This is a genomic window from Kitasatospora sp. NPDC092039 (assembly GCF_044756065.1).
Taxonomy (GTDB): Bacteria; Actinomycetota; Actinomycetes; order Streptomycetales; family Streptomycetaceae; genus Kitasatospora.
Genome location: NZ_JBIVSD010000020.1, coordinates 35390 through 57928, shown reverse-complemented (window position 1 = coordinate 57928; position 22539 = coordinate 35390). Strand labels below are relative to the sequence as shown.

The following is a 22539-nucleotide window of genomic DNA, read 5'->3' as shown; positions in this document are numbered from 1 at the left end:
CAGTCGGTGCGGCAGCCGGTGCGGAAGGCCTTCAGCAGCCCGCTGGCCTCGGTGTTCGTGGTCGCGATGACGGTGCTCTGGACGATCCCGACGCTGGGCCTGTTGGTGACCTCGCTGCGGCCCAAGCGGGACGTGAGCGCCAGCGGCTGGTGGACCGCGTTCCTCCACCCGGACCTCGGCCTCGGCAACTACCACTCGGTGCTGTTCGAGGGCGGGTCCGGCGTCTCCACCGGCCTGATGCCCTTCCTGGTCAACTCGCTGGCGATCAGCGTCCCGGCGACGGTCTTCCCGCTGGCACTGGCGGCGATGGCGGCGTACGCGCTGGCCTGGGTGCGGTTCCGGGGCAGCGACGCGGTCTTCTTCACGGTGTTCGCGCTCCAGGTGGTGCCGCTCCAGATGGCGCTGATCCCGCTGCTGCGGCTGTTCGCCGGCGGCGCGCACCTGGGCCCGCTGACGCTGATCCCGGCGGTGGACCTGAAGGGCAGCTACGCGCCGGTCTGGCTGGCGCACACCATGTTCGCGCTGCCGCTGGCGGTGTTCCTGCTGCACAACTTCATCGCCCAGCTGCCGCGCGACCTGATGGAGGCCGCGGTGGTGGACGGCGCCTCGCACTTCAAGATCTTCCGGTCGATCGTGCTGCCGCTGTGCACGCCCGCCCTGGCCTCGTTCGCGATCTTCCAGTTCCTGTGGGTCTGGAACGACCTGTTGGTGGCGCTGACCTTCGCGGGCGGCACACCGGAAGTGGCGCCGATGACGGTACGGCTGGCGCAGCTGTCCGGCTCGCTGGGCGGGCGCTGGGAACTGCTCACGGCCGGGGCGTTCCTGTCCACGATCGTGCCGTTGGTCGTCTTCTTCAGCCTCCAGCGGTACTTCGTCCGGGGGCTGCTGGCCGGGTCGGTGAAGGGGTAGCCGGGAGCCCAGGGTGGTGAGGGTGTTCTGAACGCGTTCAGAGTCAACTTTTGAACCTGTTCAGAATGGTCTACAGTCGGCAGCGGCCGCGGCGCCGAGCGCGCCCGCCGGCGGATCGCCCGATGGGTGGCTTCCGCATGCCTGCCGACCACTGAGGGGGACTCATGTCAGGCCCGTCCATGCCTGCCTCGTCCGATTCGCCGGATGCGAACGCGTCGCCGGAGTCGAAGGAGTCGAAGGGGTCGCCGGAGTCGACCGTGGCGAAGGTGTCGAACCCGTTGCCGGAGTCGCACGAGTCGCCGGAGCCGACCGTGCCGAACGAGTCGCCGAAGTCGAACGAGTCGGCCGAGGGGACCGGAGCGCCCGGCCCGGCCGCGCCGCGCGATCCGTATGACGCGTACGACCCGTACGACCCCTACCGCCGTCCCGCGGGCCCCGGCCCGCAGGGCGCCGGTCGGGGCCCGGGCCGGGCGCCCGGCGCCCCTGGCACGGCCGTGCCCCCAACCGCCGCGTGGCTGCGCCGCAGCGACCCCGGGCGCCGGGCGGCGGCCACGCCCCGGGTCCTCCTGGCGGCCCTGCTCACCGGCGCGCTGACGGCCTGGCTGCTCTACGACGGCCTGGGGCCCAACCTGCTGCTGCTCGGTGGCGCCACCGCCGTCGGGGCCGGAATCGCCGCCCGGGCGGCCGACCGCCGGATCCGCCCGTGGACGGCGGTGTGGAGCCTGCTCGCCCTGGCGCTCCTGGTGGTCCCGGCCTGGTGGGACGCCGACTGGCCCGCGGCGCTGGCCGCCGTCGGCGCGCTCGCACTGGCCTCGCTGGCCCTGCACGGCGGCCGCCGGTGGCCGGGCGTGCTGTTCCCGCTGCCCGGCATCCTCTGGCAGCTGGTGCCCTCGACGGTCTGGGCCTGGGAGAGCACGGACGGCCGGCGGCTGCCCGGCCGCGGCCGGATCGTCCCGGTGCTCAAGGCGCTCGTGGTCGCCGCCGTCCTGCTGACCGTCTTCGGCCTGCTGTTCGCCAGCGCCGACGCCGCCATGGCGGACCTGCTGGGCAACCTCAGCCCGGACCTCGACCTCGACCAGCTCCCGGGGCGCGGTGCGCTGTTCGCGCTCGGGACGGTGGTCGCGCTGGGCTTCGCGCACATGGCCGCCGGACCGCGCCGCTGGGACCGCACGGTGATCCGGCCGGGCCGGGAGCGGCGCCGGCTGGAGTGGGCGCTGCCGCTGGTCGCGCTCAACCTGATGTTCGGCGCCTTCGCGGTGGTCCAGGCCGTGGTGGTGCTCGGCGGCGCGGACGCCGTGCTGCGCAACACCGGGATGAGCCGCTCCGAGTACGCCCGGCAGGGCTTCTGGCAGCTGAGCGTGATCACCGTGCTGACCCTCGTCGTGGTGACCTTCGCCAAGCGCTGGGCCCCGCGCACCACCCCCGCCGACCACCGGGTGGCGCGGATCCTGCTCGGCCTGCTCTGCGTGCTGGCACTGGCCGTGGTCGCCTCGGCGCTCGGCCGGATGTGGTTCTACGTGGACGCCTCCGGGCTCACCCGGCTGCGGCTCTGGGTGCTGGTGGTCGAGGTCTGGCTGGGCGCCGTCTTCCTGCTGCTGATCGCCGCCGGACTGACCCGCCGCACCGGCTGGCTGCCGCGCGTCGTCGTCCTCAGCGGGGTGCTCACCCTCGGGGTCTACGGCCTGATGGGCCCGGACGCGATCGTCGCCGAACAGAACGTCAGCCGGTACGAGCGGGCCCTGCGGACCGACCCGCCCACCGCGGACATCGACCTGCGCAACGTCCGCCGGCTCTCGGCGGACGCGGTGCCCGCCCTGGACCGGCTCCCCGAGCCGCAGCGGAGCTGCGCGCTGCAGCTGATCGGGCGGGGCCTGGCCGAGGAGTCGAAGCCCTGGTACGCGACCAACCGCGCGGCCGCCCGGGCCCGGGAGATCCTGGCGGAACGGCCGCTGGTGGACTCGAAGGGGTCCGACCGCACGGCCTGCGACTGGGCCCGACTGCCGTACGACGCCCGGTAGGCCGCCCGTCCTCGGGCTCGCGGAACCACCGGGCCCGGAACCACCGGGCCTGAGGATCGACGGGCTTGTGGACGGACGGGCCTGAGGATGGACGGGCCTGCGGACAGCGGTAGGGCCGGTCGGGAGCGTGCTGCTCCCCACCGGCCCTGCCGCTGTCGGTTCGCCGTGGCGGCGTCAGTGCATCGCGACGGCGGAGGCGTCACTCGGCAGGTCGCTGGCCTTGGCCTTGATCGCGAAGACCGCGACCAGCAGGGCGACCGCCGCGAGCGCCGCGCCCACGATGAATCCGTGCGAAATGCCCTGGGTGAGCACGGTGTTGGCGGCGTCCGTGCCCTGCGGGAACTCGTGGTGCTGCTGGAGGTAGGCCAGCTGCTCCGGAGTCGCGCTGGCCATGAACTTCGGCAGCTGGACGGCCGACTCGGCCGTGGCGTAGTGCGCGAAGACCGTGGTCAGGATCGACAGGCCGAGCGAACCGCCGATCTGCTGCATCGAGTTGAGCAGGCCGGAGGCGGCGCCGGTCTCCTCGCCCGGGACGCCCGCGACGGAGATCAGCATCACCGGGACGAAGATCAGACCCATTCCGAAGCCGAACACCACCGTGGGGCCGAGCACCCCGTCCAGGTAGCCGCTGTCCTTGCTCATCTGGGTCAGCCAGGTGAGGCCGACCGTGACCAGCAGCGCGCCGCCCGCCATGAAGGGCTTCGGGCCGTACTTGGCCTGGAGGGTGGACGCGATCTGCGCGGCGATGATGATCGCGACGCTGATCGGGAGGAAGGAGACGCCGGCCTTCAACGGGCTGTAGCCGAGCGGGCCCTGCACGAACAGCACGACGTAGAAGAAGATGCCGAACATGGCCGCGGCCAGGCAGAGCATCATCACCAGGCCGCCGGTGCGGTTGCGGTCGGCGAACAGGTGCATCGGGGTGATCGGCTGGTCGGTGCGGCTCTCCACCACGAGGAAGGCGGCGAGCAGGATCGCGCCGGCCGCGAAGGAACCGAGCGTGATGCTGTCCGACCAGCCGTCCGAGGCGGCCCGGATGAACCCGTAGACCAGGCCGACCAGGCCGAGCGTCGAGGTGAGCGCGCCGGGCAGGTCGAAACGGCCCGGGTGGCGCTGGGACTCGGCGATGTAGCGCGGCGCGGCGATCGCGATCAGGATCGCGATCGGCACGTTGACGAAGAACACCCACCGCCAGTTGAGGTACTCGGTGAGCAGACCGCCGGCCAGCAGGCCGATCGCGGCGCCCGAACCGGCCACCGCCGAGAACACGCCGAACGCCCGGTTGCGTTCCGGTCCCTCGTCGAAGTTGGTGGCGATCAGTGCGAAGGCGGTCGGGGAGCAGATCGCGCCACCTATGCCCTGCAGCGCGCGGGCGGCCAGCAGCAGGGTGCTGTCCTGCGCGAAACCGCCGAGCAGGGAGGCCAGGCCGAACAGCAGGGTGCCGAAGATGAACACCCGCCGGCGGCCGAGGATGTCACCCGCGCGACCGCCGAGCAGCAGCAGCCCGCCGAAGGTCAGGGTGTAGGCGTTGATGACCCACGACAGGTCGGTGGTGGAGAAGCTCAGGGCGTCCTTGATGTGCGGCAGCGCGATGTTCACGATGGTCGCGTCGAGGACCACCATGAGCTGGGTGGCCGCGATGACGGTCAGGGTGATGCCCTTGCCCCGCCCCTGGCTCGTGCGCGGTGGTGAGGTCTTGCTGAGCGTGTCGGAGATAGCCACGAATGTGCCCCCTGCTGGCTATGTGCTCGGTGGTGCGGGGTCCGGCGGAGTCGCCGGTCCGGGCATGGCGCTGCGCCCTTGCGCAGGCCGGGAAGGAACGGGATCGTTCACTAATCGGGACGATATCCTGGCCGTGATTGTGAACGCAAGCGTTCCTTAAGGATGGTGGCGATGGAGCGGTTGGTGCGGCGCCTGGTGGCGGACCGGTCCGGGGCCGAGCGGCCTGGGGCTGTCCAGTCCGGGGCTGTCCGGTCCGGGGCTGTCCGGTTCGTGGAGCCGGGTGCCGGGACGGTGGCCGCGGGGTCGGGCGCCGGCGCCGGCGCGGAGCCGGATGCCGGGGCAGGCGCGGAGCGGGGCGCCGAACAGGGCTTCTGTCCGGTGCGGGCCGCCCACCAGGCCCTGAGGCGGCCGGTGCGACGCCGGGGGAAGGAATTGGAGAACGCGATCTTCGAGGCCGCGCTCGACCAGCTCACCTCCGGCGGATACGCGCGGCTGACCATGGAAGGGGTCGCCAGTGCGGCGCGGACCGGGAAGGCCGCGCTCTACCGGCGCTGGACGTCCAAGGACGAACTCGTCATCGACGCCCTGGACGCCACTCTCCCACGGCCTTACGACACCCCCGACCTCGGGTCCGCCTGTGATGAACTCCGCCAGCTCATCGAGGGTTTCACGCAGGCGATGACCTCCCGGGTGGGCTCCGCGCTCAACGCGCTGATGGGCGAGATCGACCACGAGCGGGCCGAGGTCTTCAAGGCGTTCATCACCGACCGGGTCATCGAACCGACCGCGCGGACCATCCTGGAGATCCTGCGCCGCGGCGCTGAGCGCGGCGACGTCCGGCCCGGCGCGGCCACTCCGCTGGTGGCGGACGTCATCCCGGCGGTGCTGCTGTACCACGTCAAGATCCGCGGACTGGAGAGCATGGGGCAGGGCTTCGCCGACCGGCTGGTGGACGAGGTGCTGGAGCCGATGATCCGGGCTTGAGTCGGCCGTCGCCGGGGCGGGAGTGTCGGGCCCGGGGAGCGCCGGGTCGGGGGTGTGCCTGGCCTGGGTTCGTCGCAGCGGGCCCGGGCACGCGCCTCCGCGCCGTCCCCGGACTGCCGGAGGCCCCCTCCCTTCCGGGAGGCGGATCCGGCAGTCGTGGGGCGGGCTTAGGCTGGAGGCTGCCCCCGCTGAACGGAAGCCGCCATGCCCATCGTCCCCCCGACGCACTCCGTCGAACGCTCGCTCCGCCGGGCCGGCGCCAAGATCGTCGTCGGTCTCGACGAGGTCGGGCGCGGCGCCTGGGCCGGGCCGGTCACCGTGGGCGCGGCCGTCACCGGTCTGCGCAAGGCGCCGGAGGGGCTGACCGACTCCAAGCTGCTCACCGAACTGCGCCGCCGCGCGCTCGCCCCCGTCCTCGCCGACTGGGTCACCGCGTACGCGCTCGGGCAGGCCTCCCCACAGGAGTGCGACGAGCTCGGCATGACGGCGGCGCTGCGACTGGCCGCCGTCCGCGCGTTGGAGGCGCTGCCGGTGGAACCCGACGCGGTGATCCTGGACGGCAAGCACGACTACCTCGGCGGCCCCTGGCGGGTACGCACGGTGATCAAGGGTGACCAGTCCTGCGTCTGTGTCTCCGCCGCCTCGGTGCTCGCCAAGGTCCACCGCGACGGCCTGATGGCCGAACTGGGCGAGGGGCTCCCGGAGTACGGATTCGCCGACAATGCCGGATACCCGTCCCCGGTGCACCGTGCCGCGCTGGAGGAGCTCGGCCCCACCGAGCACCACCGGCTCTCCTGGGCGTACTTGGACGCACTGCCGAGGTGGCGTCATCTCAAGCGGGTCCGGGAGGTCGCGGGGATCGGCCAGGGGGCCGCCGACGAACAGCTGACGCTCGGTTTCTGACGGTCCGTCTGGAATTGTCCCGAGAGGGGGAGGCGGGAGGCCTGTGCCCAATGGGTGGGGCGCCCGTGCGCGTCCGACCGGCATTTGATAGATATCCGGGTATGCCTGTCTTCCCCGAGGAGCCGGAGATTCACGAGAGCATCCCGGGCCCCGGCGTTCCCTTCCCCCGCGAGTCGGACGCACAAGCCCCCGCCACCGCACCCACCACCGTCGCCGCCCCGGCGCCGGGGCCCGGCCCCCGCCCGGCGCCCCCGCGCCCGGCCCCGCCGCGCGCCGCCCGTCCGGGCCCGCCGCGACTGATCCCCAAGCCGGGGCCGGCACCGCGCCGCCCGGCCCCCGCCGCACCGCAGGTGGAGGTCCAGCGGATCGCCGCCACCCCGGCGCAGGCGGTGGAGCGCGCCGACGACGCGGTCGACCGGCTGCTGGAGTCCGGCCGCAACCCGGGCGACATCCTGGTGCTGACGGTCGGCGAGGCGCACCCCTGGCAGCAGCACGAACTCTCCTTCGGCGAGGAGCGCTACTGGGCGCAGCTCGCCGAGGGCGGGGACGTGTTCTACGCGGACGCCGCGCTGACCCGTCCGGTCCGCCGGGAGGCGGTCGTCCTGGTGGTCAACGGCGGACCGTCCGCCAAGGCCGCCGAGGCGTACACCAAGGCGCTCGACCACGCGACCGCGCTGCTGGTGGTCTGCGGCGACGCCGGTGCCGCCGGCGCGGGCGCGGCCGGCACCGCGCCGGGCCGCCCGGTCAAGGCCTGACCGCAGCCGTCCACTTCGGGCCCGGTGCCGCCGTACGGTGCCGGGCCCGAGGTCCGTCCCGACGTTCGGCCCCGAGACCTGGCCCAGAGGCCTGTCCCAGAGGCCTGTCCCAGAGGCCTGGCCCGAGGTCGGTTCGCCCGCGGTCCGGCCCGAGGGCCGTCGCACGGTCCTCGACGAGCGGCGCCCGACGGCCGGCGGCCCGGTGGGCCGATGGCCGCCGCCGGGTCAGCGTGTGCCGGTGCGGCGGTTCGGCTCGGCCGCCGTGACCCGGGCCTGGGCCCACGGAGGCTCGGACTGCCCGGAGCGTGCCGCGCCCTCGCCGTGCGTGGTCTGGTCGGCCGTCAGTTGGCGGGTGCGCTGGCCGCGCGGGGCGTCCAGCGCCGAGCGCGGCGGCAGCTCCGTCACGGTGTGCACCGGTCCGTCGGCCCACGAGCCCGCGTGCGGATTGCGTCCGCTGCGCCCGTCCCCGAGGACCTGCCAGCCAGCCGGGGTGAGCCCGATGTACGAGCCGCAGCGCAGTCCGTGGAGCGCGGACGCGTCCTTCAGCGCCCACATCCAGGCGCCGTCCTGTTCCGTCCAGCCGGGCGCGCCGTCGCGGCAGCGCAGCAGCACGGCCGTCCGGACCGGCTCGGGCAGGCGCAGGTCGTGCGGGATGATCCGGCGCAGGTGCGTCAGCAGCGCGTTGCGGTGCTGCCAGCCGTCGGTGTCGTGCGGCCAGGGGGTGAACGAGGCCGAGGCGACGAGGCGGTGGAGCGCGTCCAGGACGGCGACCACGACGGTGCCCGGCTGGGGCAGGTGGCGCTGGTGCAGTTCCAGGACGAACTCGCGGGGGTCGCGCAGCAACGGGATCCCCGAGGCGGTCCAGGTCTCCAGGTCCAGCACCCGTCTGGGTTCCGGACTCCCGGAGAAGAGATTCTGACCTCGGTCGATACCGTTGATCACGATCCTCCTTCCTGACCCGTGGGCAGGCGGGTGCCTGGGTGCGCCGAAGGACGGGTCCAGCGGACCGGGTTCCGGGTACCTCCCAATTCTCGGGGCATCGGGGGCGGAGCGGCAATGATGGAATGATGAACGCCATCCGATAGCCCATGGTCTGCCGGATATGTTCCACCGTGGACCGAGCGCCGCGGACGCGCCTCCAGGCCTTGATCCACAAAGCCCGCAGGGCAGGGTGAACCGCCATCGACACGGTGACCACTCCTTTCCCGGGTCGCTCGACCGGTGTGATCGAAATCGCCTCGCCTGATCCTTTCTGTTAGGCCGTTCGGGTGAGCTGGAGGATGTGTCCGGCGGCTGTCCGCCGTCCTGTCACCCCTGCACGGCCAGCACCAGCGGCAGCACCGCGCCCGCCCCCGCCCGACGCAGCAGCCGGGCGGCCACGGTGACCGTCCACCCCGAGTCGACGAGGTCGTCCACCAGCAGCACCGGCCCGCCGGCGGCCGCCACCGCCTGCTCCACCTCCGGCGGCAGGACGAGCGCGCCGGCCAGCGAGTGCAGCCGTTGGGCACTGTTGCTGCGCGCGCCGCGCGGGGCCAGACCGCCGGCGTACTCGATCCGGCCGAGCAGCGGCATCCGCCCGATCTCGGCGATCCGCGCGCCCAGGCTGCCGACCAGTTGGGGCCTGGTCGAGGAGGCCATCGTCACCACGCCGACCGGCCGCTCCAGCCGGGTGCCCTCCGCCGTCGCGGGCCCGGCCCAGCCGCCCGGACCGCGGGCCCAGTCGGCGAGCACCGCCACCAGGGCGTCTACCGCCTCACCGGGCACCGGCACGTCCGGCGCCTGCTCGGCGAGCAGGGCGCGCAGCCGGTTGCCCCAGCCGATGTCGGACAGCCGGCCCAGCGCCCGGCCGGTCTCCGCCTGCTCGCCCGCCGGGATCCGGCCCTTGAGCGGCACGCCGAGCGCGTCCATCCCGGTCGGCCAGAGCCGGCGCGGCTCGAAGGTCACGCCCGGGCGGCCGAGCGCGGCCCGGGCGGCCGCCAGCGTCTCGGCGGAGACGTCCGGGGTGTGCAGCGGCCCGGCGCAGTTGTCGCACCGCCCGCACGGGGCGGCCTGCTCGTCGTCCAGCTGGCGGCGCAGGAACTCCATCCGGCAGCCGGTGCCCGCCGCATAGTCGCGCATCGCCCGCTGCTCCGCCTCCCGGGAGGCGGCGACCTTGGCGTAGCGGGCGGTGTCGTACGCCCAGCTCTGGCCGGTGGCCGTCCAGCCGCCCTTGACCCGGCGGACGGCGCCGTCCACGTCGAGCACCTTGAGCATGGTCTCCAGCCGGGCCCGGCGCAGGTCCACCCGGGGCTCCAGGGCGGCGGTGGAGAGCGGCCGGCCGGCCTCGGCCAGTGCGTCGATGGTGCGGCGCACCTGTTCCTCCGGCGGGAAGGCCAGCGAGGCGAAGTAGCGCCAGATCGCCTCGTCCTCGCGCCCGGGCAGCAGCAGCACCTCGGCCCGGTCCACCCCGCGCCCGGCCCGGCCGACCTGCTGGTAGTAGGCGATCGGGGAGCTGGGCGAGCCGAGGTGCACCACGAAGCCGAGGTCGGGCTTGTCGAAGCCCATGCCGAGCGCGGAGGTGGCGACCAGCGCCTTGACCCGGTTGGCCAGCAGGTCGGCCTCGGCGGTGCGGCGCTCGGCGTCCTCGGTGCGGCCGGAGTAGGAGGCCACCGGGAAGCCGCGCTCGCGCAGGAAGGCCGTCACCTCTTCGGCGGCGGCCACCGTCAGGGTGTAGACGATGCCCGAGCCGGGGAGCCGGTCGAGGTGGTCGGCCAGCCAGGCGAGGCGGTGCGCCGGGTCGGGCAGGGAGAGCACGCCCAGGGTGAGGCTCTCCCGGTCGAGCGGCCCGCGCAGCACCAGGGCGTGCTCGTCGGTGGCGCCGGTGCCGAGCTGCTCGGCGACGTCCGCGGTGACCCGGGCGTTGGCCGTCGCTGTGGTGGCCAGCACCGGGACGCCGGGCGGCAGGTCCGCGAGCATGGTGCGCAGCCGGCGGTAGTCGGGGCGGAAGTCGTGCCCCCAGTCCGAGATGCAGTGGGCCTCGTCGACCACCAGCAGGCCGGTGGAGGCCGCGAGTTCGGGCAGCACCTGGTCCCGGAAGTCCGGGTTGTTCAGCCGCTCGGGGCTGACCAGCAGGATGTCGACCTTCCCGGCGGCGACCTCCTCCTGGATCGCGGCCCACTCGTCGGTGTTGGCCGAGTTGATGGTGCGGGCGTGGATGCCGGCCCGGCCGGCCGACTCGACCTGGTTGCGCATCAGGGCGAGCAGCGGCGAGACGATCACCGTCGGCCCGGCGCCGCGGGCCCGGAGCAGGGCGGTGGCGATGAAGTAGACCGCGGACTTCCCCCAGCCGGTGCGCTGGACGACCAGGGCGCGGCGGCGGTCGACCACGAGGGCCTCGATGGCCGTCCACTGGTCCTCGCGCAGGGTGGCCGCGGGGCCTGCGAGCTCGCGCAGGACGGCCTCGGCCCGCGCCCGGACCTCGGCGCGGTCGGCGGCGGTGGCGGTGGTGTGGGTGTCGGGCTGCTGCATGGCGTCCATGTAACCCCGTACCGCCGACAAGCGACGAATGCGGGGGAGGGGAAGCGGGGGAAGGCGGGGTGTATTTCATCCGTTGGTCCGCTGAACGGCGGTGGAAATCCACTCGCCGGAGGGAGTGTCGCCTGCTCCGAATGAGCGAAGGGAAATTCGTGGGCGGAGTTATCCACAGGAAAGAAGTCGGTTCCGGCATCATCCGCGGATTGCGTCCACTCTTGCGGCCATGAACGCGATGAACAACGAACACGTCATTCTGTCCCTCGGCCCGGCCTCCGAGCTCCGGCCGGTCGTCATGCGCGGCCCGGCCGACATGGCCGAGCTGCTTCCGTACTTCCTGGGCTTCTACCCCGACGACAGCATCGTCGCGGTCGGGCTCCACGGCCCCGGGCTGCACCAGGGCGGGGTGATCCGGGCGGACCTGCCGCGGTCGCCCGCGCAGTGGCCGGCCGCCGCGGAGGAGACGGCCGCCCTGCTGGTCGCCCTCTCCGAGCGGCACGGCGCCCGGCCGCTCCAGGTGCTCCTCTACCTCTGCCAGGATCCCGGCGCGGCCCACGCCCCGCCGGTGGTCGACGGGCTGCGGCCGCTGGCGGAGGCCCTCCGGGCGGCCTTCGGGCGCCGGAGCGTGGCCGTCAAGGAGTCGCTGTGCGTCTCGGACGGCCGCTGGTGGTCCTTCCTCTGCCGCGGTGACGGGTGCTGCGACGCGGCGGGCAATCCGGTGCGGCGCAGCCCCGGCCCCGGCCCGGCGGCCGCCGCCGCGACGGTCGCCGGCCTGGCGCCGCGCGGCAGCCGGAAGGCGATCATCGGCGGACTGGATCCGGTCGGCCCGCCGGAGGCCGCCGTCCAGCGCGAGGCGCTCGCCCGGGCCGAAGCCGTGGACGCGCTCGCCCGGGAGCAGCGGATCGCCCTGCTCGACCAGGCCGTCGCCGAGTTCCAGGCCGGCGCCAGGGAACTCGACGCGGACCGGACGGCGCAGCTGCTGCTCGCCCTGCGGGACCGCCTGGTGCGGGACCGCGGCGTCGAGTACGCCCGGGCGGCCGAGCTGGCCCCGGCCGAGCGGCTCTGGCGCTTCCTCGCCCGGCGGGCCGTGCCGCCGTACGAGGGCTGTGCGGTGGCCCCGCTGACGTTGCTGGCCTGGACGTCCTGGGTCGCGGGAGACACGGCGACGGCCCGGGTCGTGCTCGGCCACGTGCTGCGGCTCGCCCCGGGCTACCTGCTGGCCGAGCTGCTCTACGAGTCGCTCAACGACGGCATGACGCCCCAGGGTCTGCTGGCCGCCGTCGAGGCCCAGCGGCGGCGGCGCGAGGGGCCGGAGGCCGAGGTGGCCCCGGCCGGTGGACCGCGGCCCCCGGCGGGCCGAGCGCCGAACGCCGAGGCGCCTGCCGACGGCGCACCGCCCCGTGGCGACGCGGGCCCCGGCCCCGCCGTACCGGGTGCGGGCGGGGCCACCGGCGACCGCCCCGGGCGGCCGGGCAGCGCCCGGCGGCACCGGCGGGGCGGCCGCCGGAAGGGCGCGTCCCCGGCCCCGGCACCGGCCGATCCGGCTCCGGGAGCCGTGGACGGCTGCGAAGGCCGCCCGGAGCCGGACGGCGGCGGTGCCGGGGCGGTCGCCCTGCTGGCGGCGCCCGGACGGGCCGCGACACCGGGGCACACCCGGGCGCCCGGGGAGCGGTCCGTCCGGGGCCTGCGGTTCGGCCGGGCCGCGGCGTGCACGTCTGCCGCGGCCCGCACCGGCCTCCACCGCTGCCGGGGCGTGCGGCGGGCGACGAGAGGAGGTCACCGTGCGCGCTGAGCCGGTCCGCGCGGACGGGCCGGCCCGCGGGCCGCTACGCCTCGCCGTGGGCCATCTTGATCAGGCGGTCCAGCACCTTGCCGCCGCTCAGCCGGAGGCCGTCGTGCTCCCACTCGTCGGTGACCCAGGTCCGCAGGCCGCGCACCGCGCGGGCGGTCTCGAGCGAGTCGGCGGTGTCCACGTACATGTCGTCGTGGTACACCGCCGCCACGACCGGCACGGTGTTGGCGGCCAGCCGCGCCCGGTCGTACAGGTCGGGCCAGTCGGTCCGCGCGGCGAGCAGGTCCGCGGTCTCCTTCAGCGGGCGCAGCGCCGGATCGGTGTCGAACATCCAGGGGTAGATCATCTCCCCGGTGAACAGCACCGGGGCGTCGGACTCCAGCGCGGCCCGGGCGTCGAACTGCGGGAACTCCTTGCGGACCCGCTCGGCCGCCCAGGCGGTGCCACCCTGGTCCACGGACCGCTGGCCGTAGATCGACTCGTGCAGCACCGCGTACAGCGGGCCGCCCGCGAAGGAGAGCTGGGCCTGGGCACCGGCCAGGAAGGTGTCGGAGAGCTCGGGCCCGGCCGGGCCCTCCACCCAGGCCTCCTCCAGCAGGTAGTGGAGCGTGCCGGAGCCGTTGCCGCCGCCGAGCAGCAGGCCGAGCATCTGGAACGCCTCGACGGTGAGCCGCCCGCCGTCCGGCAGGGTCGCGGGGGAGTCGGCGAGGTGGGCCGCGATCCGGCGCACCGCCTGGACGTCCTGGGGGAACCGGGCGTAGTGGTCCTCGTTCTTGCGGACCACCCGCGGGTAGGCGGCGCGGTAGACGTCGTCCGCCGAGCTGCCGAGGCCGGCGAGGCCACCGGTGATGAAGGCCTCGGTCAGGCCCTCGGGGGCGATGGAGAGGTAGGTGAGGGTGCAGAAGCCGCCGAAGCTCTGGCCGAGCACGCTCCAGCGCCGGTCGGCGCCGAGCAGCCGCGCACGGATCAGCTCGGCGTCCCGGACGATCGAGTCCGCGCGGAAGTGGGCCAGGTAGTCCGCCTGCTCCTGCGGTCCGCCGCGCCGGGCGAGGGTCTGCCGGGTCGCGGGGGTGGACCGCCCGGTGCCGCGCTGGTCGAGCAGCAGCACCCGGTAGTCGTCCAGGGCGCGCTCCAGCCAGGAGTCCCGGCCGAGCGGGCGGGCGGCCTTGCCGCCGGGCCCGCCCTGGAGGAAGAGCAGCCAGGGCAGGTCGTCCCGCTCGCGGCGTGCGGCCACCACCTCGCGGGCGTACACCTCGATCTGCTCGCCCTGCGGGGCGGCGTGGTCGAGCGGCAGCTGGAACACGTGGTCGGTCGTGACAATCCCGGGCAGCCGGCTGATGGTGGACATGCAACTCCTCGGTCTCTGCTGGTCACAGCGGTGGCGTCGCGGTTCACGGGGTCACCGGGTGCGGGGGCCGCGACCCCCGCACCGTATCCTGGCGGCGGTCGAGCACCGGTTCGACCGCCCCCGTCCGCCCGACCGGACGGCCGACCCCGGCCGACGCCCGGTCCGAGCGGGTCCGACGGCGGCCCGAGAAGCGGAGCGCCGCCCCAGGACCGCGGACGGCGTGGCGTCGGCGGCGAGGCCCCGATGACGTTCCGGTGGGCGCGGTGCGACCACCGAGCGGGGCCGCCCGACCAGCGGCGCAGCGGCGGTGCGTGACCTGGCGGCGGTGCGCGGCGTTCACTCCGGGGGCCTGCGCCCGATTCGGACGGGCCGATCGCCGCGCGGTGCGGACCCGGCCGCCCGGGTGCCGGCAGCGGTCGCGGCCGCGTGCGGCACCACGACCGGCCGCCACCGCGGGGCCGCACGGCCGGGCGGGCGCGGGCCGCGGGGGAAGGGCGTCACCGACGGGCCGGGGCGCCGGACCTGACGCCGTGCCGGGCGCGGTGAAGGGCCCCGGAACGAAGGCGCGGAGCGCCGGTACCGGCCCGGTACCGAGCACCGCATGGCACGACCCGCCACCGGGTACGGCCAGACACGGCACACCGCCGGCGGGACGGCCCCGCCGGCCCGGCACCATCAGCACGCGATCGAGCATGCTCGCGGCCCACCGGCCTGACCGGCCACCGGACCGCCGAGGGGAGGAGAGTCCGGTGACCGCCATGAGGCCACCACAGGCCATGCCGGCCGAGAGCGTGGTCGGCGCGCCGCCCAGGCCGGTGGGCCGCCCCGACCAGGCCCCCGGGGCCGGGCCCGCGGGCGCACCACTCGGCCCGGGCCGCCCCGCGGCCCCACCGCGACCGCAACCGCCCGCCGTCCACCAGGCGGTGATCTGTGTCAACGCCCCGGCGATGGCCGCCTCCGGCCCCGACGGCCAGCTGCGCGGCCACGGCCTGCACGGCTTCTACCGCAACGGCGTCCGGGTGCTCGCCCGGATGGAGCTGCGGCTCGGCGGGATGGAGCCGCTGCCGCTCCAGGGCAACCTGACCAGCATCGCCCAGGCCCGCTTCCTCGGTGCCGTCCGCCTCCCCGGCGACCTCGACCCGGACCCGGCGCTCACCGTCGAGCGGCTGCGCCACGCGGACGGCGTGGAGACCGTGGTCGTGCGCAACACCGGTCCGCGGCCCGCCCGGCTGCCGCTGGAGATAGCCCTCGGCACCGACCTCGGCCCGGTCGCCGAGATCGCCGCCGGGCACCGCCAGCCCGACCTGCCGGGCCAGGTGCAGTCCGCCGGGCTGCGCTGGACGGGCCCGGTGCACAACGCCGTGGTCAGCGCCCAGCCCTCCCCGCACGCCGTCCTGGCCGGCGCCGGCGTGCTCCGCTGGGACCTGGAGGTCCAGCCCGGCGCCCGCTGGTCCGTCGAGCTGCACACCGAGCTGGAGAGCGCCGCCGGCGGCCCGCGCCCGCCGGGCGGCCGCGGCACCGGTGTCCCGCTGCCCTGGTCCGAGCCGGAGGTCCGCAGCGACGACACCCGGGCCGCCCCGCTGGTCTCCCGCTCGCTGGACGCCCTCGGCGGGCTGCTGTTCGCCGACCCGGACCGCCCGACCGACCTCTACCCGGCCTCCGGAGCGCCCTGGCGGTTCGGCCTCGCGCCGGCCGACGCGCTCTGGGCCGCCCGGCTGACCCTGCCGCTCGGCACCCGGCTGGCGGCCGGCACCCTCCGGGCGCTGGCCCGCCGTCAGCAGCTCGTCCCCGCCCCGGGCCGCACCGAGGGCCTGCTGCCCGGCGCCCTGCGCCACGGCGGTCCCGAGCTGCCGCCCACCTGCACCGCCACCGAGGCCACCCTGCTGTTCGTCACCGTGCTGGCGGAGGCCTGGCGCTGGGGCCTGCCCCCGGCGGAGGTCGCCGAGCTGCTCCCGGCCGCCGAGCGGGCCCTGGCCGCCCTGCGCGAGGGCCTGTCCGACGGCTTCGTCACCGATCTGAGCCGCCCCGCCGAGGAGCGCTCCGCCCACCCGGTCGCCGCCCGCGCCGAGGTCCAGGCACAGGCCCACCGCGCCGCCCTGCACGGGGCCGAGCTGCTGGAGGCCTTCGGCCGACCGGGCGCCGAGGACTGGCGCGGCTGGGCCGCCGCGCTGCGCGGGCGCTTCCGCGAGCGGTTCTGGATCGACGACCTGTCCGGCGGTCGCCCTGCGGCCGGGCTGGCCCCGGGCGGCCAGCCGCTGCCCGCCGTCACCTCCTCCCTGGTGCACCTGCTGGACACCGGGCTCGCCGTCGACGGCGGTCGGCACGAGAGCCTGCTGGACCGCGAGCAGACCCGGCTGCTCGCCCAGCGCCTGGTTGCGCCCGAGCTGGACAGCGGCTGGGGGCTGCGCACCCTGAGCGCCAAGTCCCCCCGCTTCAACCCGCTGGGCCACCGGGGCGGTGCGGTGCGGGTCCACGAGACGGCGCTGGCGATCGCCGGACTGGCCGAGGCCGGTCACGAGAACGAGGCGGGCACCCTGCTGGAGGGCCTGCTCGCCGCGAGCGCCCACTTCGAGGGGCGGCTCCCGGAGATGTACGCGGGGGAGCAGCGCACCCCCGGCTGCCCACCGGTGCCGCACCCGGCGGCCTGCCGCCCGGCGGCGGTCTCCGCGGCCGGCGCCGCGCACGCGGTGTTCGCCCTCGCCGGGGTCCGGCCCGACGTCCCGGGCGGCCGGGTGCTGGTCCGCCCGGCCAGCACCGCACCGCTCGGCGAGCTGGAGCTGACCGGCCTGCGGGTGGCGGGCGAGCCCTTCTCCGTCCGGGTGAGCCGGATCGGCGTGGCGATGGTGGAGGAGGCGTCCACGGACCTGCAACTCGTCGCCCACTGAGCCCGGTGCCGCGCGTCGGTGCTGCGGTGTCCGTGAGCGGGCGTGCACGCTCCGGCGTCCGTCCGTCCGGTACCGGTGACCCGGTGCCGGTGACTCCCGGTCACCGACACCGAGCTTGCCCGCTCCGGCCTCGGCGGGCCGTGCGTGGGGTGAGCCGGGCCGGGGCGGGCGGTAAGGGCCCCTGAGCGTTCCACGCACGGCCTGTGCTTATCGTCAGAGAGACGACTATGATCGTGCCCATGTCGCGTTACGATCCGTCGGCCTTCCCCCCGTTCGCTGTCACGGTTGACCTGGTGGTGCTGACGGTGCGCGACCACTCGCTCTGCGCCCTGCTGGTCAGACGAGGCGAGCCGCCCTTCCAGGGGTACTGGGCGCTGCCCGGCGGCTTCGTCCGCCCGGACGAGGGCCTGGCCGAGGCCGCCTCCCGCGAGCTGGCCGAGGAGACCGGCCTGCGCGCCCACACCGCCCCCGGCCACGACGCGGTCGGCCCCGGCGCGGCCGGCGCCCACCTGGAGCAGCTCGCCACCTACGGCCACCCGCAGCGCGACCCCCGGATGCGCGTGGTCAGCGTCGCCTACCTGGTGCTCGCCCCCGACCTGCCCACGCCCCGGGCCGGCGGCGACGCCAGCAGCGCCCGCTGGGCCCCGGTCGGCGAACTCCTCGGCGGTAACCCGGCCGATGGCGTCCCGCTCGCCTTCGACCACGGTCTGATCCTCGCCGACGGCGTGGAACGCGCCCGCTCCAAGATCGAGTACTCCTCCCTCGCCACCGCCTTCTGCCCGACCGAGTTCACCGTCGGCGAGCTGCGCCGGGTCTACGAGGCGGTCTGGGGCGTGGTGCTGGACCCGCGGAACTTCCACCGCAAGGTCACCGGCACCCCCGGCTTCCTGCTGCCCTCGGGCGGCACCACGACCCGTCAGGGCGGCCGCCCCGCCCAGCTGTTCACCGCCGGCGGCGCGACCGTCCTCAACCCGCCCATGCTCCGTCCGGAGTCCTGAGCCCCCCGCGCCCATTGCCCGGCCCGCCCGGACGGGGTGCCGTCCCGCCACGGCGCGGCCCTGAACGACCGAATGGCCTGGCCTGGCTGCGGTTCCGGCGATGGCGGCGCAGAGTGTCGATGGACGCTCCGGCCGCCGGGCCGGAGGCCTTCCGGCACAGGGAGCCCAGCGATGGCCACCAAGGACTGCGCCAACCGGCGAGCCCTCATCGAGCGGCTGGCGGCGGACTACCGGAGCCTGGACGCGACCACCACCGCCACGGAGCGGGAGCTGGCCGCGCTGGAGGCCGAGCACGCGGGGCCCGAGTCGATCGCCGCCGTGCAGGAACGGCTGGCCGCGGAGCGGGAGCGGCTTGGCGAGATCACGGTCGAGGGTCGGGCGGCGGTCGACGGGTTCCACGCGGTGTGCGCCGGGGAGCAGCTCCCGCCGCCGCCCTGGCCGTCCCGGTAGCGACCGAACCCTGCGCGGGGCACCACGCTCCGCCCGGCCTAAGCCCCCGCCGCAGAGCCCCCGAGCCCCGGATCCCGCCGATCCCGCCGATCCCGCCGAGCCCGCAGAAGTGGCCGCAGCCGCCGACGACACCGATGCCACCGAAGCCGTCGACGCCCCGGAACGGACCGGCCGCCCGTGAATCGCAGGATCGGATTGTCCCCTGATCGGGTGAGGTGGGCAGTCGGCTGGCCCGCGCCGTTCCCGTAATGCCCGGAATGGCCGTCGCCGCCCCCTAATGTGCTGGCGCGGAGCCGCGCGGGTGCATGCCCGCCCGTCAGGGGTGCTCCGCGTCGAGCAGGTCGGCCGAGGGCATGGGAGCAGCCAGCGATGATCCAGATCACCGGACTGACCAAGGTCTATCGCAGGGGCGCTCCACCCGCGGTGCTCGATCTGACCTTCGACGCCAAGCCCGGCACGGTGACCGCGCTGCTCGGTGCCGAGGGTGCCGGCAAGTCCACCGCGCTGCGGCTGATGCTCGAACTCGAACGCGGCCAGGGCGTCACGCTCTTCGGGGGCCGTTCCTACCGCCGGTTGCGCCACCCCGAGCGTGAGGTCGGGGTGCTGCTGCCCGGCACCGGGGAGGCCGCGGCGGCCGGGCACCCGGGCCGCAGGGCGCGCGGTCATCTGCGGATGCTCGCCGCGGCCGTCGGCGTTCCAGCCCGGCGGGCCGACGAGCTGCTGGAGCAGACCCGGCTGGCCGCTGTCGCCGGTCAGCGGCTGCGCACCTTCTCGCCCGGCATGCACCGTCGGCTGGCCCTGGCCGCCGCCCTGCTCGGCGACCCCGGCGCGCTGCTGCTGGACGGGCCCGCCGACGGCCTGTCGCCGCGCAACGTCGAGTGGTTCCACTCCTTCCTGCGCTCCTTCGGCGCCGCCGGTGGAACGGTCCTGGTGACCACCCGCAGCCCGCAGGAGGCCTCGCAGCTCGCGGACCGGGTGGTCACCCTGGACCGCGGCCAGTTGGTGGTCGACCAGCCGGTCGCGGAGTTCCGGCGGACCAGGCTCACCCCCGAAGTGGCCGTCCGAGGGCCGCAGATGGCACGGCTGGCGGACCTGCTGACCAGTCAGGGCGCGGACGTGCGGCGGGAGAGCAGTGTGAGCCTCGCGGTGGCCGGCATCGACCGCACCGAGATCGGTGAACTCGCTTACCGCCACGGGATCCTGCTGCACGAGCTGGCCGACCGGGTGGTCGAGCAACCGGCGCCCGGGATCGTCCTGCCGGTCGGCTCGGGCCGCTCCGGCCACCTCCGCCTCCAGCCGGAAGCCGGGAGCGCCCCGCGCCCGGAGCCGGCCCGGGAGTCGAGTCCGGCGCCGACCCTCCATCAGGTCCCCGAGCCGGCCGCTGAACCGGCCGTGGAACCGGCCGCCGAGCCCGCCCCGGTCGGAGCCGTGGCACCCCCGGCCGAGCCCGCGACAGCCCCGGCCCTGCCCGAACCGGCCCTGCCCGAACCGGCCCTGTCCGAACCGGCCCTGTCCGAACCGGCCATCGCCACCACCTCCGGCTCCGCCTGCGTCACTGAAGGCGGCTCCGTCGCCGAAGCCGCCACCGAGGCCGCCGCCGCCCCCAAGCGCAGCCTCCTCCGCCGCCCCCGGCAGGACGGCTCCCTGCCCGCCCGCGCCCTGCCCGCCGTGTCCGTGGCCGCCGCCCTCCCCGCCGCCGCGCTCCCCGTCCTCGGCTCGGCCGGCCGCCGCCCCGAGCCGACCGCGGAGACCGGGAGCGACACCACCCACTCGTACGGCACTCCCGACGCCACCGCCGAACCCGCCCCGAACGTCGTCGTCGAGCAGCTCTTCCGTGCCAACCCGGCCCCGGTGCCCGCCCCCGCGCCTGCCCCGACCCCGACCCCGGCCTCGACCCCGGCCCCGAGCCCGAGCGCGACCTCGGCATCGGCCCTGACACCCGCCTGGTTCCGGCGCATCGGCCGTCGGATGGGCGCCGACGACCTGCTCACCGACGACACCGTCCGCCTCCGCCTCCCCGCCTCGGGCGCGACCGCCGTCCGGGCCGCCGCCGCTCGGAGGCCCGCGCCCAGCGCCCCCAACACCACCACCCCTGCCACCCCCACCACCCCTGCCACCCCCACCACCCCCGCCAACCCCACCAACCCCGCAGTCCCCACCACCCCCGCCACCCCCGACGACCCCCGGAGCGAGTGAACCGTGCGTGTCCTGGCCTACGAGCTGCGCCGCCTGCGCGGCCTGCGTTCCACCTGGCTGCTGCTCGCCGCCGTGCTGCTCGGCGACGCCGCCGTGGCCGCCGTCCTGGCGAGCCAGACCACGGACGCCCCGCTGGTGGCCCCCGTCGGGGCGCGGCTGCTGACCGCCGCCGTCCCGCTGATCCCGCTGCCCTTCGCGGCGCTCGGTGCCGCGGTGCTGGGTGCGCTGTCGTACGGGCACGAGGTGCGCTACCCGGGGCTGCCGGCCTCGCAGGTGTCGTACCCGCGCCGGGTGCGGCTGCTGCTGGCCAAGCTGCTGGTGATCGGCCCGGTGGCGGCCGCGCTGGCGCTGGCGACCCTGTTGCTCGACGCGGTGGCCGTGCACCTCGCGCTGCCGGACGGCGTCACCGTCGAGGCCTGGACGGATCCGGACGCGCTGTCGGACGGGGTGTCCGGGGTGCTGGCCGGCGTCGGGGTGTCCGGGCTGTCCGACCTGCCGGGCGCGTTCGCCCCGCTGGGGCCGGCGGCCGGCCACGGGGTGCCCGCCGCGCTGCTGGCCTTCGTCCTGCTCACCGTGGCGGCGGGCTGGGCCGGGGTGCTGACCGCCTCGCTGACCCGCGGCGCCGCCGCCGGGGTGCTGCTGCTGTGCGCGCTGCCGCCGCTGCTGGAGTCCGGCGCCGCCCTGCTGCTGCGCCACACCGGCAGGCCGTGGCCGACCCGGCTGACCGACCTGCTGCCGTTCCAGTCCGGGATCGAGTGGGCCTACGGCCAGGTGTACGGCGGTGGTGCGTACGAGGAGACGGTCGACGGCGCGGCACTGAGCGATCCGGCCCTGTTCGCCGCGGTCGCCGCTCCCGCGGCGCTCCTGCTGCTCGTCGCTCTGCTGGTCCAGGCCCGCCGCCGCGCCCTGTAGGCCGCCCCGCGCCGGAACTGCCCGCAGGACCTGGCCGCGCGGAAGCCGCGCTCCGGCCGGACCGCGTCCCCCGCCCCCAGTACTGCCCCTCGGGTGCGGTCCTGTCCGGGAATTCCAAGATCGACCAGCAGTGACCGTATTGCGCGTTTCTTCCTGATAAGAAGTCAATTATCCAGTCACGGCCGATCACCCTTTCGTGTGCTTTTCACGAGAATTCTCAAGCCACGCCTGCGGATCGCCGACAAAGGAGGCGTGAGTACCCTTGCGCACCCCACCATGACCCCCGCCCGTTCCGCCGATGGGCCCATCCACGGTCCCGGCGACCTGGACCGCTTCTCGTACGCCGACCGGCCGACCCCGCCGGCGCCCCGCTGGGAGGGCGCCGAGTCCGACATCGCCAGGGTCGGCCGCAAGACCACCAGCAGCCGCGGCCGCGGCCTGCACGGTCAGCTGGTCCAGCAGCTCGGCCAGATGATCGTCTCCGGCGACCTCGGTGCCGACCGCCCGCTGGTGCCCGAGGAGATCGGCCAGCGGTTCGAGGTCTCCCGCACCGTCGTCCGCGAGTCGCTGCGCGTCCTGGAGGCCAAGGGCCTGGTCAGTGCCCGGCCGAACGTCGGCACCCGGGTCCGCCCGGTGAGCGACTGGAACCTGCTGGACCCGGACATCATCGAGTGGCGCGCCTTCGGCCCGCAGCGCGACGAGCAGCGCCGGGAGCTGTTCGAGCTCCGCTGGGCGATCGAGCCGCTGGCCGCCCGGCTCGCCGCCGGCCACGGCCGGGAGGACGTCCAGCAGCGCCTGGTCGAGCTGGTCGAGATCATGGGCCACGCCGCCTCCCAGGCCGACCTGTCCACCTACACCCGGGCCGACGCCGAGCTGCACGGCCTGATCCTGCAGATGGCCGGCAACCGGATGCTGGAGCACCTGTCCGGGATCGTCGCCTGCTCGCTGCAGGTGTCGGGCGGCCCGGCGATCTCCTGTGAGCGGCCCTCCGAGTCCTCGGTCAGCCTGCACGCCCGGCTGGTGGACGCGCTGGGCGCCGGCGACGGCACCGCGGGCGAGGCCGCGATGCGGGCGCTGCTCACCGTCCACCCCGAGATCGAGCCGTCCGTTCCCGCGCCCAGGGAGCACTGAACGGGCCCAGGAAGCGCTGAACGGGC

16 protein-coding genes are annotated in these 22539 nt (G+C 75.4%); 12 read left to right on the top strand and 4 right to left on the bottom strand.

Translation table 11 applies throughout. The annotated features are described in order from the left end of the window. Positions 1-6 precede the first annotated feature (6 nt). The gene (locus ACIQI7_RS31370) at positions 7-909 is read left to right on the top strand and encodes a carbohydrate ABC transporter permease (protein ID WP_401116646.1); all 903 of its coding nucleotides are present in this window, start codon (positions 7-9) and stop codon (positions 907-909) included. Between the two features lie 266 nt (positions 910-1175). After that, the gene (locus tag ACIQI7_RS31365) at positions 1176-2927 is read left to right on the top strand and encodes a DUF4153 domain-containing protein (RefSeq protein ID WP_401116644.1); all 1752 of its coding nucleotides are present in this window, start codon (positions 1176-1178) and stop codon (positions 2925-2927) included. A gap of 174 nt (positions 2928-3101) precedes the next feature. Here the strand turns inward: ACIQI7_RS31365 and ACIQI7_RS31360 are convergent, their stop codons facing one another. After that, positions 3102-4649 (bottom strand): MFS transporter, encoded by a 1548-nt coding sequence (locus tag ACIQI7_RS31360; RefSeq protein WP_401116642.1) that lies wholly within the window; start codon positions 4647-4649, stop codon positions 3102-3104. A gap of 432 nt (positions 4650-5081) precedes the next feature. Between ACIQI7_RS31360 and ACIQI7_RS31355 the strand changes: the two genes are divergently transcribed. From ACIQI7_RS31355 to ACIQI7_RS31345, 3 genes are all read left to right on the top strand, one after another. Next, complete coding sequence (locus ACIQI7_RS31355; protein WP_401116640.1) at positions 5082-5633, top strand: TetR/AcrR family transcriptional regulator; 552 nt, start codon at positions 5082-5084, stop codon at positions 5631-5633. 204 nt (positions 5634-5837) lie between these two features. Continuing rightward, complete coding sequence (locus ACIQI7_RS31350; protein WP_401116638.1) at positions 5838-6536, top strand: ribonuclease HII; 699 nt, start codon at positions 5838-5840, stop codon at positions 6534-6536. 101 nt (positions 6537-6637) lie between these two features. After that, complete coding sequence (locus tag ACIQI7_RS31345; protein ID WP_401116636.1) at positions 6638-7291, top strand: hypothetical protein; 654 nt, start codon at positions 6638-6640, stop codon at positions 7289-7291. Positions 7292-7516: 225 nt separating this feature from the next. Here the strand turns inward: ACIQI7_RS31345 and ACIQI7_RS31340 are convergent, their stop codons facing one another. Beyond that, the gene (locus ACIQI7_RS31340) at positions 7517-8173 is read right to left on the bottom strand and encodes a hypothetical protein (RefSeq protein WP_401116634.1); all 657 of its coding nucleotides are present in this window, start codon (positions 8171-8173) and stop codon (positions 7517-7519) included. A 426-nt stretch (positions 8174-8599) separates the two neighbouring features. Further along, positions 8600-10798, bottom strand: coding sequence for a RecQ family ATP-dependent DNA helicase (locus ACIQI7_RS31335; protein WP_401116632.1), 2199 nt, complete (start codon positions 10796-10798; stop codon positions 8600-8602). 229 nt (positions 10799-11027) lie between these two features. Between ACIQI7_RS31335 and ACIQI7_RS31330 the strand changes: the two genes are divergently transcribed. Further along, a complete protein-coding gene (locus tag ACIQI7_RS31330) occupies positions 11028-12593 on the top strand; it encodes a DUF4192 family protein (protein ID WP_401116630.1) in 1566 nt (521 codons plus the stop codon). Positions 12594-12627: 34 nt separating this feature from the next. On the opposite strand, the gene ACIQI7_RS31325 is transcribed toward ACIQI7_RS31330, so the two are convergent. Next, on the bottom strand, positions 12628-13941 hold the full coding sequence (locus ACIQI7_RS31325; RefSeq protein WP_401116628.1) for an alpha/beta fold hydrolase: 1314 nt from the start codon (positions 13939-13941) through the stop codon (positions 12628-12630). Between the two features lie 758 nt (positions 13942-14699). On the opposite strand from ACIQI7_RS31325, the gene ACIQI7_RS31320 reads away from it, so the two are divergent. From ACIQI7_RS31320 to ACIQI7_RS31295, 6 genes are all read left to right on the top strand, one after another. Continuing rightward, positions 14700-16826, top strand: coding sequence for a glycogen debranching N-terminal domain-containing protein (locus tag ACIQI7_RS31320; protein WP_401116826.1), 2127 nt, complete (start codon positions 14700-14702; stop codon positions 16824-16826). 239 nt (positions 16827-17065) lie between these two features. Then, positions 17066-17824 (top strand): NUDIX domain-containing protein, encoded by a 759-nt coding sequence (locus ACIQI7_RS31315; protein WP_401116626.1) that lies wholly within the window; start codon positions 17066-17068, stop codon positions 17822-17824. A 171-nt stretch (positions 17825-17995) separates the two neighbouring features. After that, the gene (locus ACIQI7_RS31310; RefSeq protein ID WP_401116624.1) at positions 17996-18274 is read left to right on the top strand and encodes a hypothetical protein; all 279 of its coding nucleotides are present in this window, start codon (positions 17996-17998) and stop codon (positions 18272-18274) included. A 369-nt stretch (positions 18275-18643) separates the two neighbouring features. Next, positions 18644-20470: an ATP-binding cassette domain-containing protein gene (locus ACIQI7_RS31305; protein ID WP_401116622.1), complete on the top strand. Its 1827-nt coding sequence runs from the start codon at positions 18644-18646 to the stop codon at positions 20468-20470. 3 nt (positions 20471-20473) lie between these two features. Next, positions 20474-21382: a hypothetical protein gene (locus ACIQI7_RS31300; RefSeq protein WP_401116620.1), complete on the top strand. Its 909-nt coding sequence runs from the start codon at positions 20474-20476 to the stop codon at positions 21380-21382. 198 nt (positions 21383-21580) lie between these two features. Further along, on the top strand, positions 21581-22513 hold the full coding sequence (locus tag ACIQI7_RS31295) for a FadR/GntR family transcriptional regulator (RefSeq protein WP_401116618.1): 933 nt from the start codon (positions 21581-21583) through the stop codon (positions 22511-22513). Positions 22514-22539: the final 26 nt, after the last annotated feature.

Coding starts and splice junctions, on each gene's coding strand:
- ACIQI7_RS31315 (WP_401116626.1), top strand. CDS start 17,066: ATGTCGCGTTACGATCCGTCGGCCTTCCCCCCGTTCGCTGTCACGGTT.
- ACIQI7_RS31345 (WP_401116636.1), top strand. CDS start 6,638: ATGCCTGTCTTCCCCGAGGAGCCGGAGATTCACGAGAGCATCCCGGGC.
- ACIQI7_RS31325 (WP_401116628.1), bottom strand. CDS start 13,941: ATGTCCACCATCAGCCGGCTGCCCGGGATTGTCACGACCGACCACGTG.
- ACIQI7_RS31350 (WP_401116638.1), top strand. CDS start 5,838: ATGCCCATCGTCCCCCCGACGCACTCCGTCGAACGCTCGCTCCGCCGG.
- ACIQI7_RS31305 (WP_401116622.1), top strand. CDS start 18,644: ATGATCCAGATCACCGGACTGACCAAGGTCTATCGCAGGGGCGCTCCA.
- ACIQI7_RS31335 (WP_401116632.1), bottom strand. CDS start 10,798: ATGCAGCAGCCCGACACCCACACCACCGCCACCGCCGCCGACCGCGCC.
- ACIQI7_RS31320 (WP_401116826.1), top strand. CDS start 14,700: ATGAGGCCACCACAGGCCATGCCGGCCGAGAGCGTGGTCGGCGCGCCG.
- ACIQI7_RS31330 (WP_401116630.1), top strand. CDS start 11,028: ATGAACGCGATGAACAACGAACACGTCATTCTGTCCCTCGGCCCGGCC.
- ACIQI7_RS31310 (WP_401116624.1), top strand. CDS start 17,996: ATGGCCACCAAGGACTGCGCCAACCGGCGAGCCCTCATCGAGCGGCTG.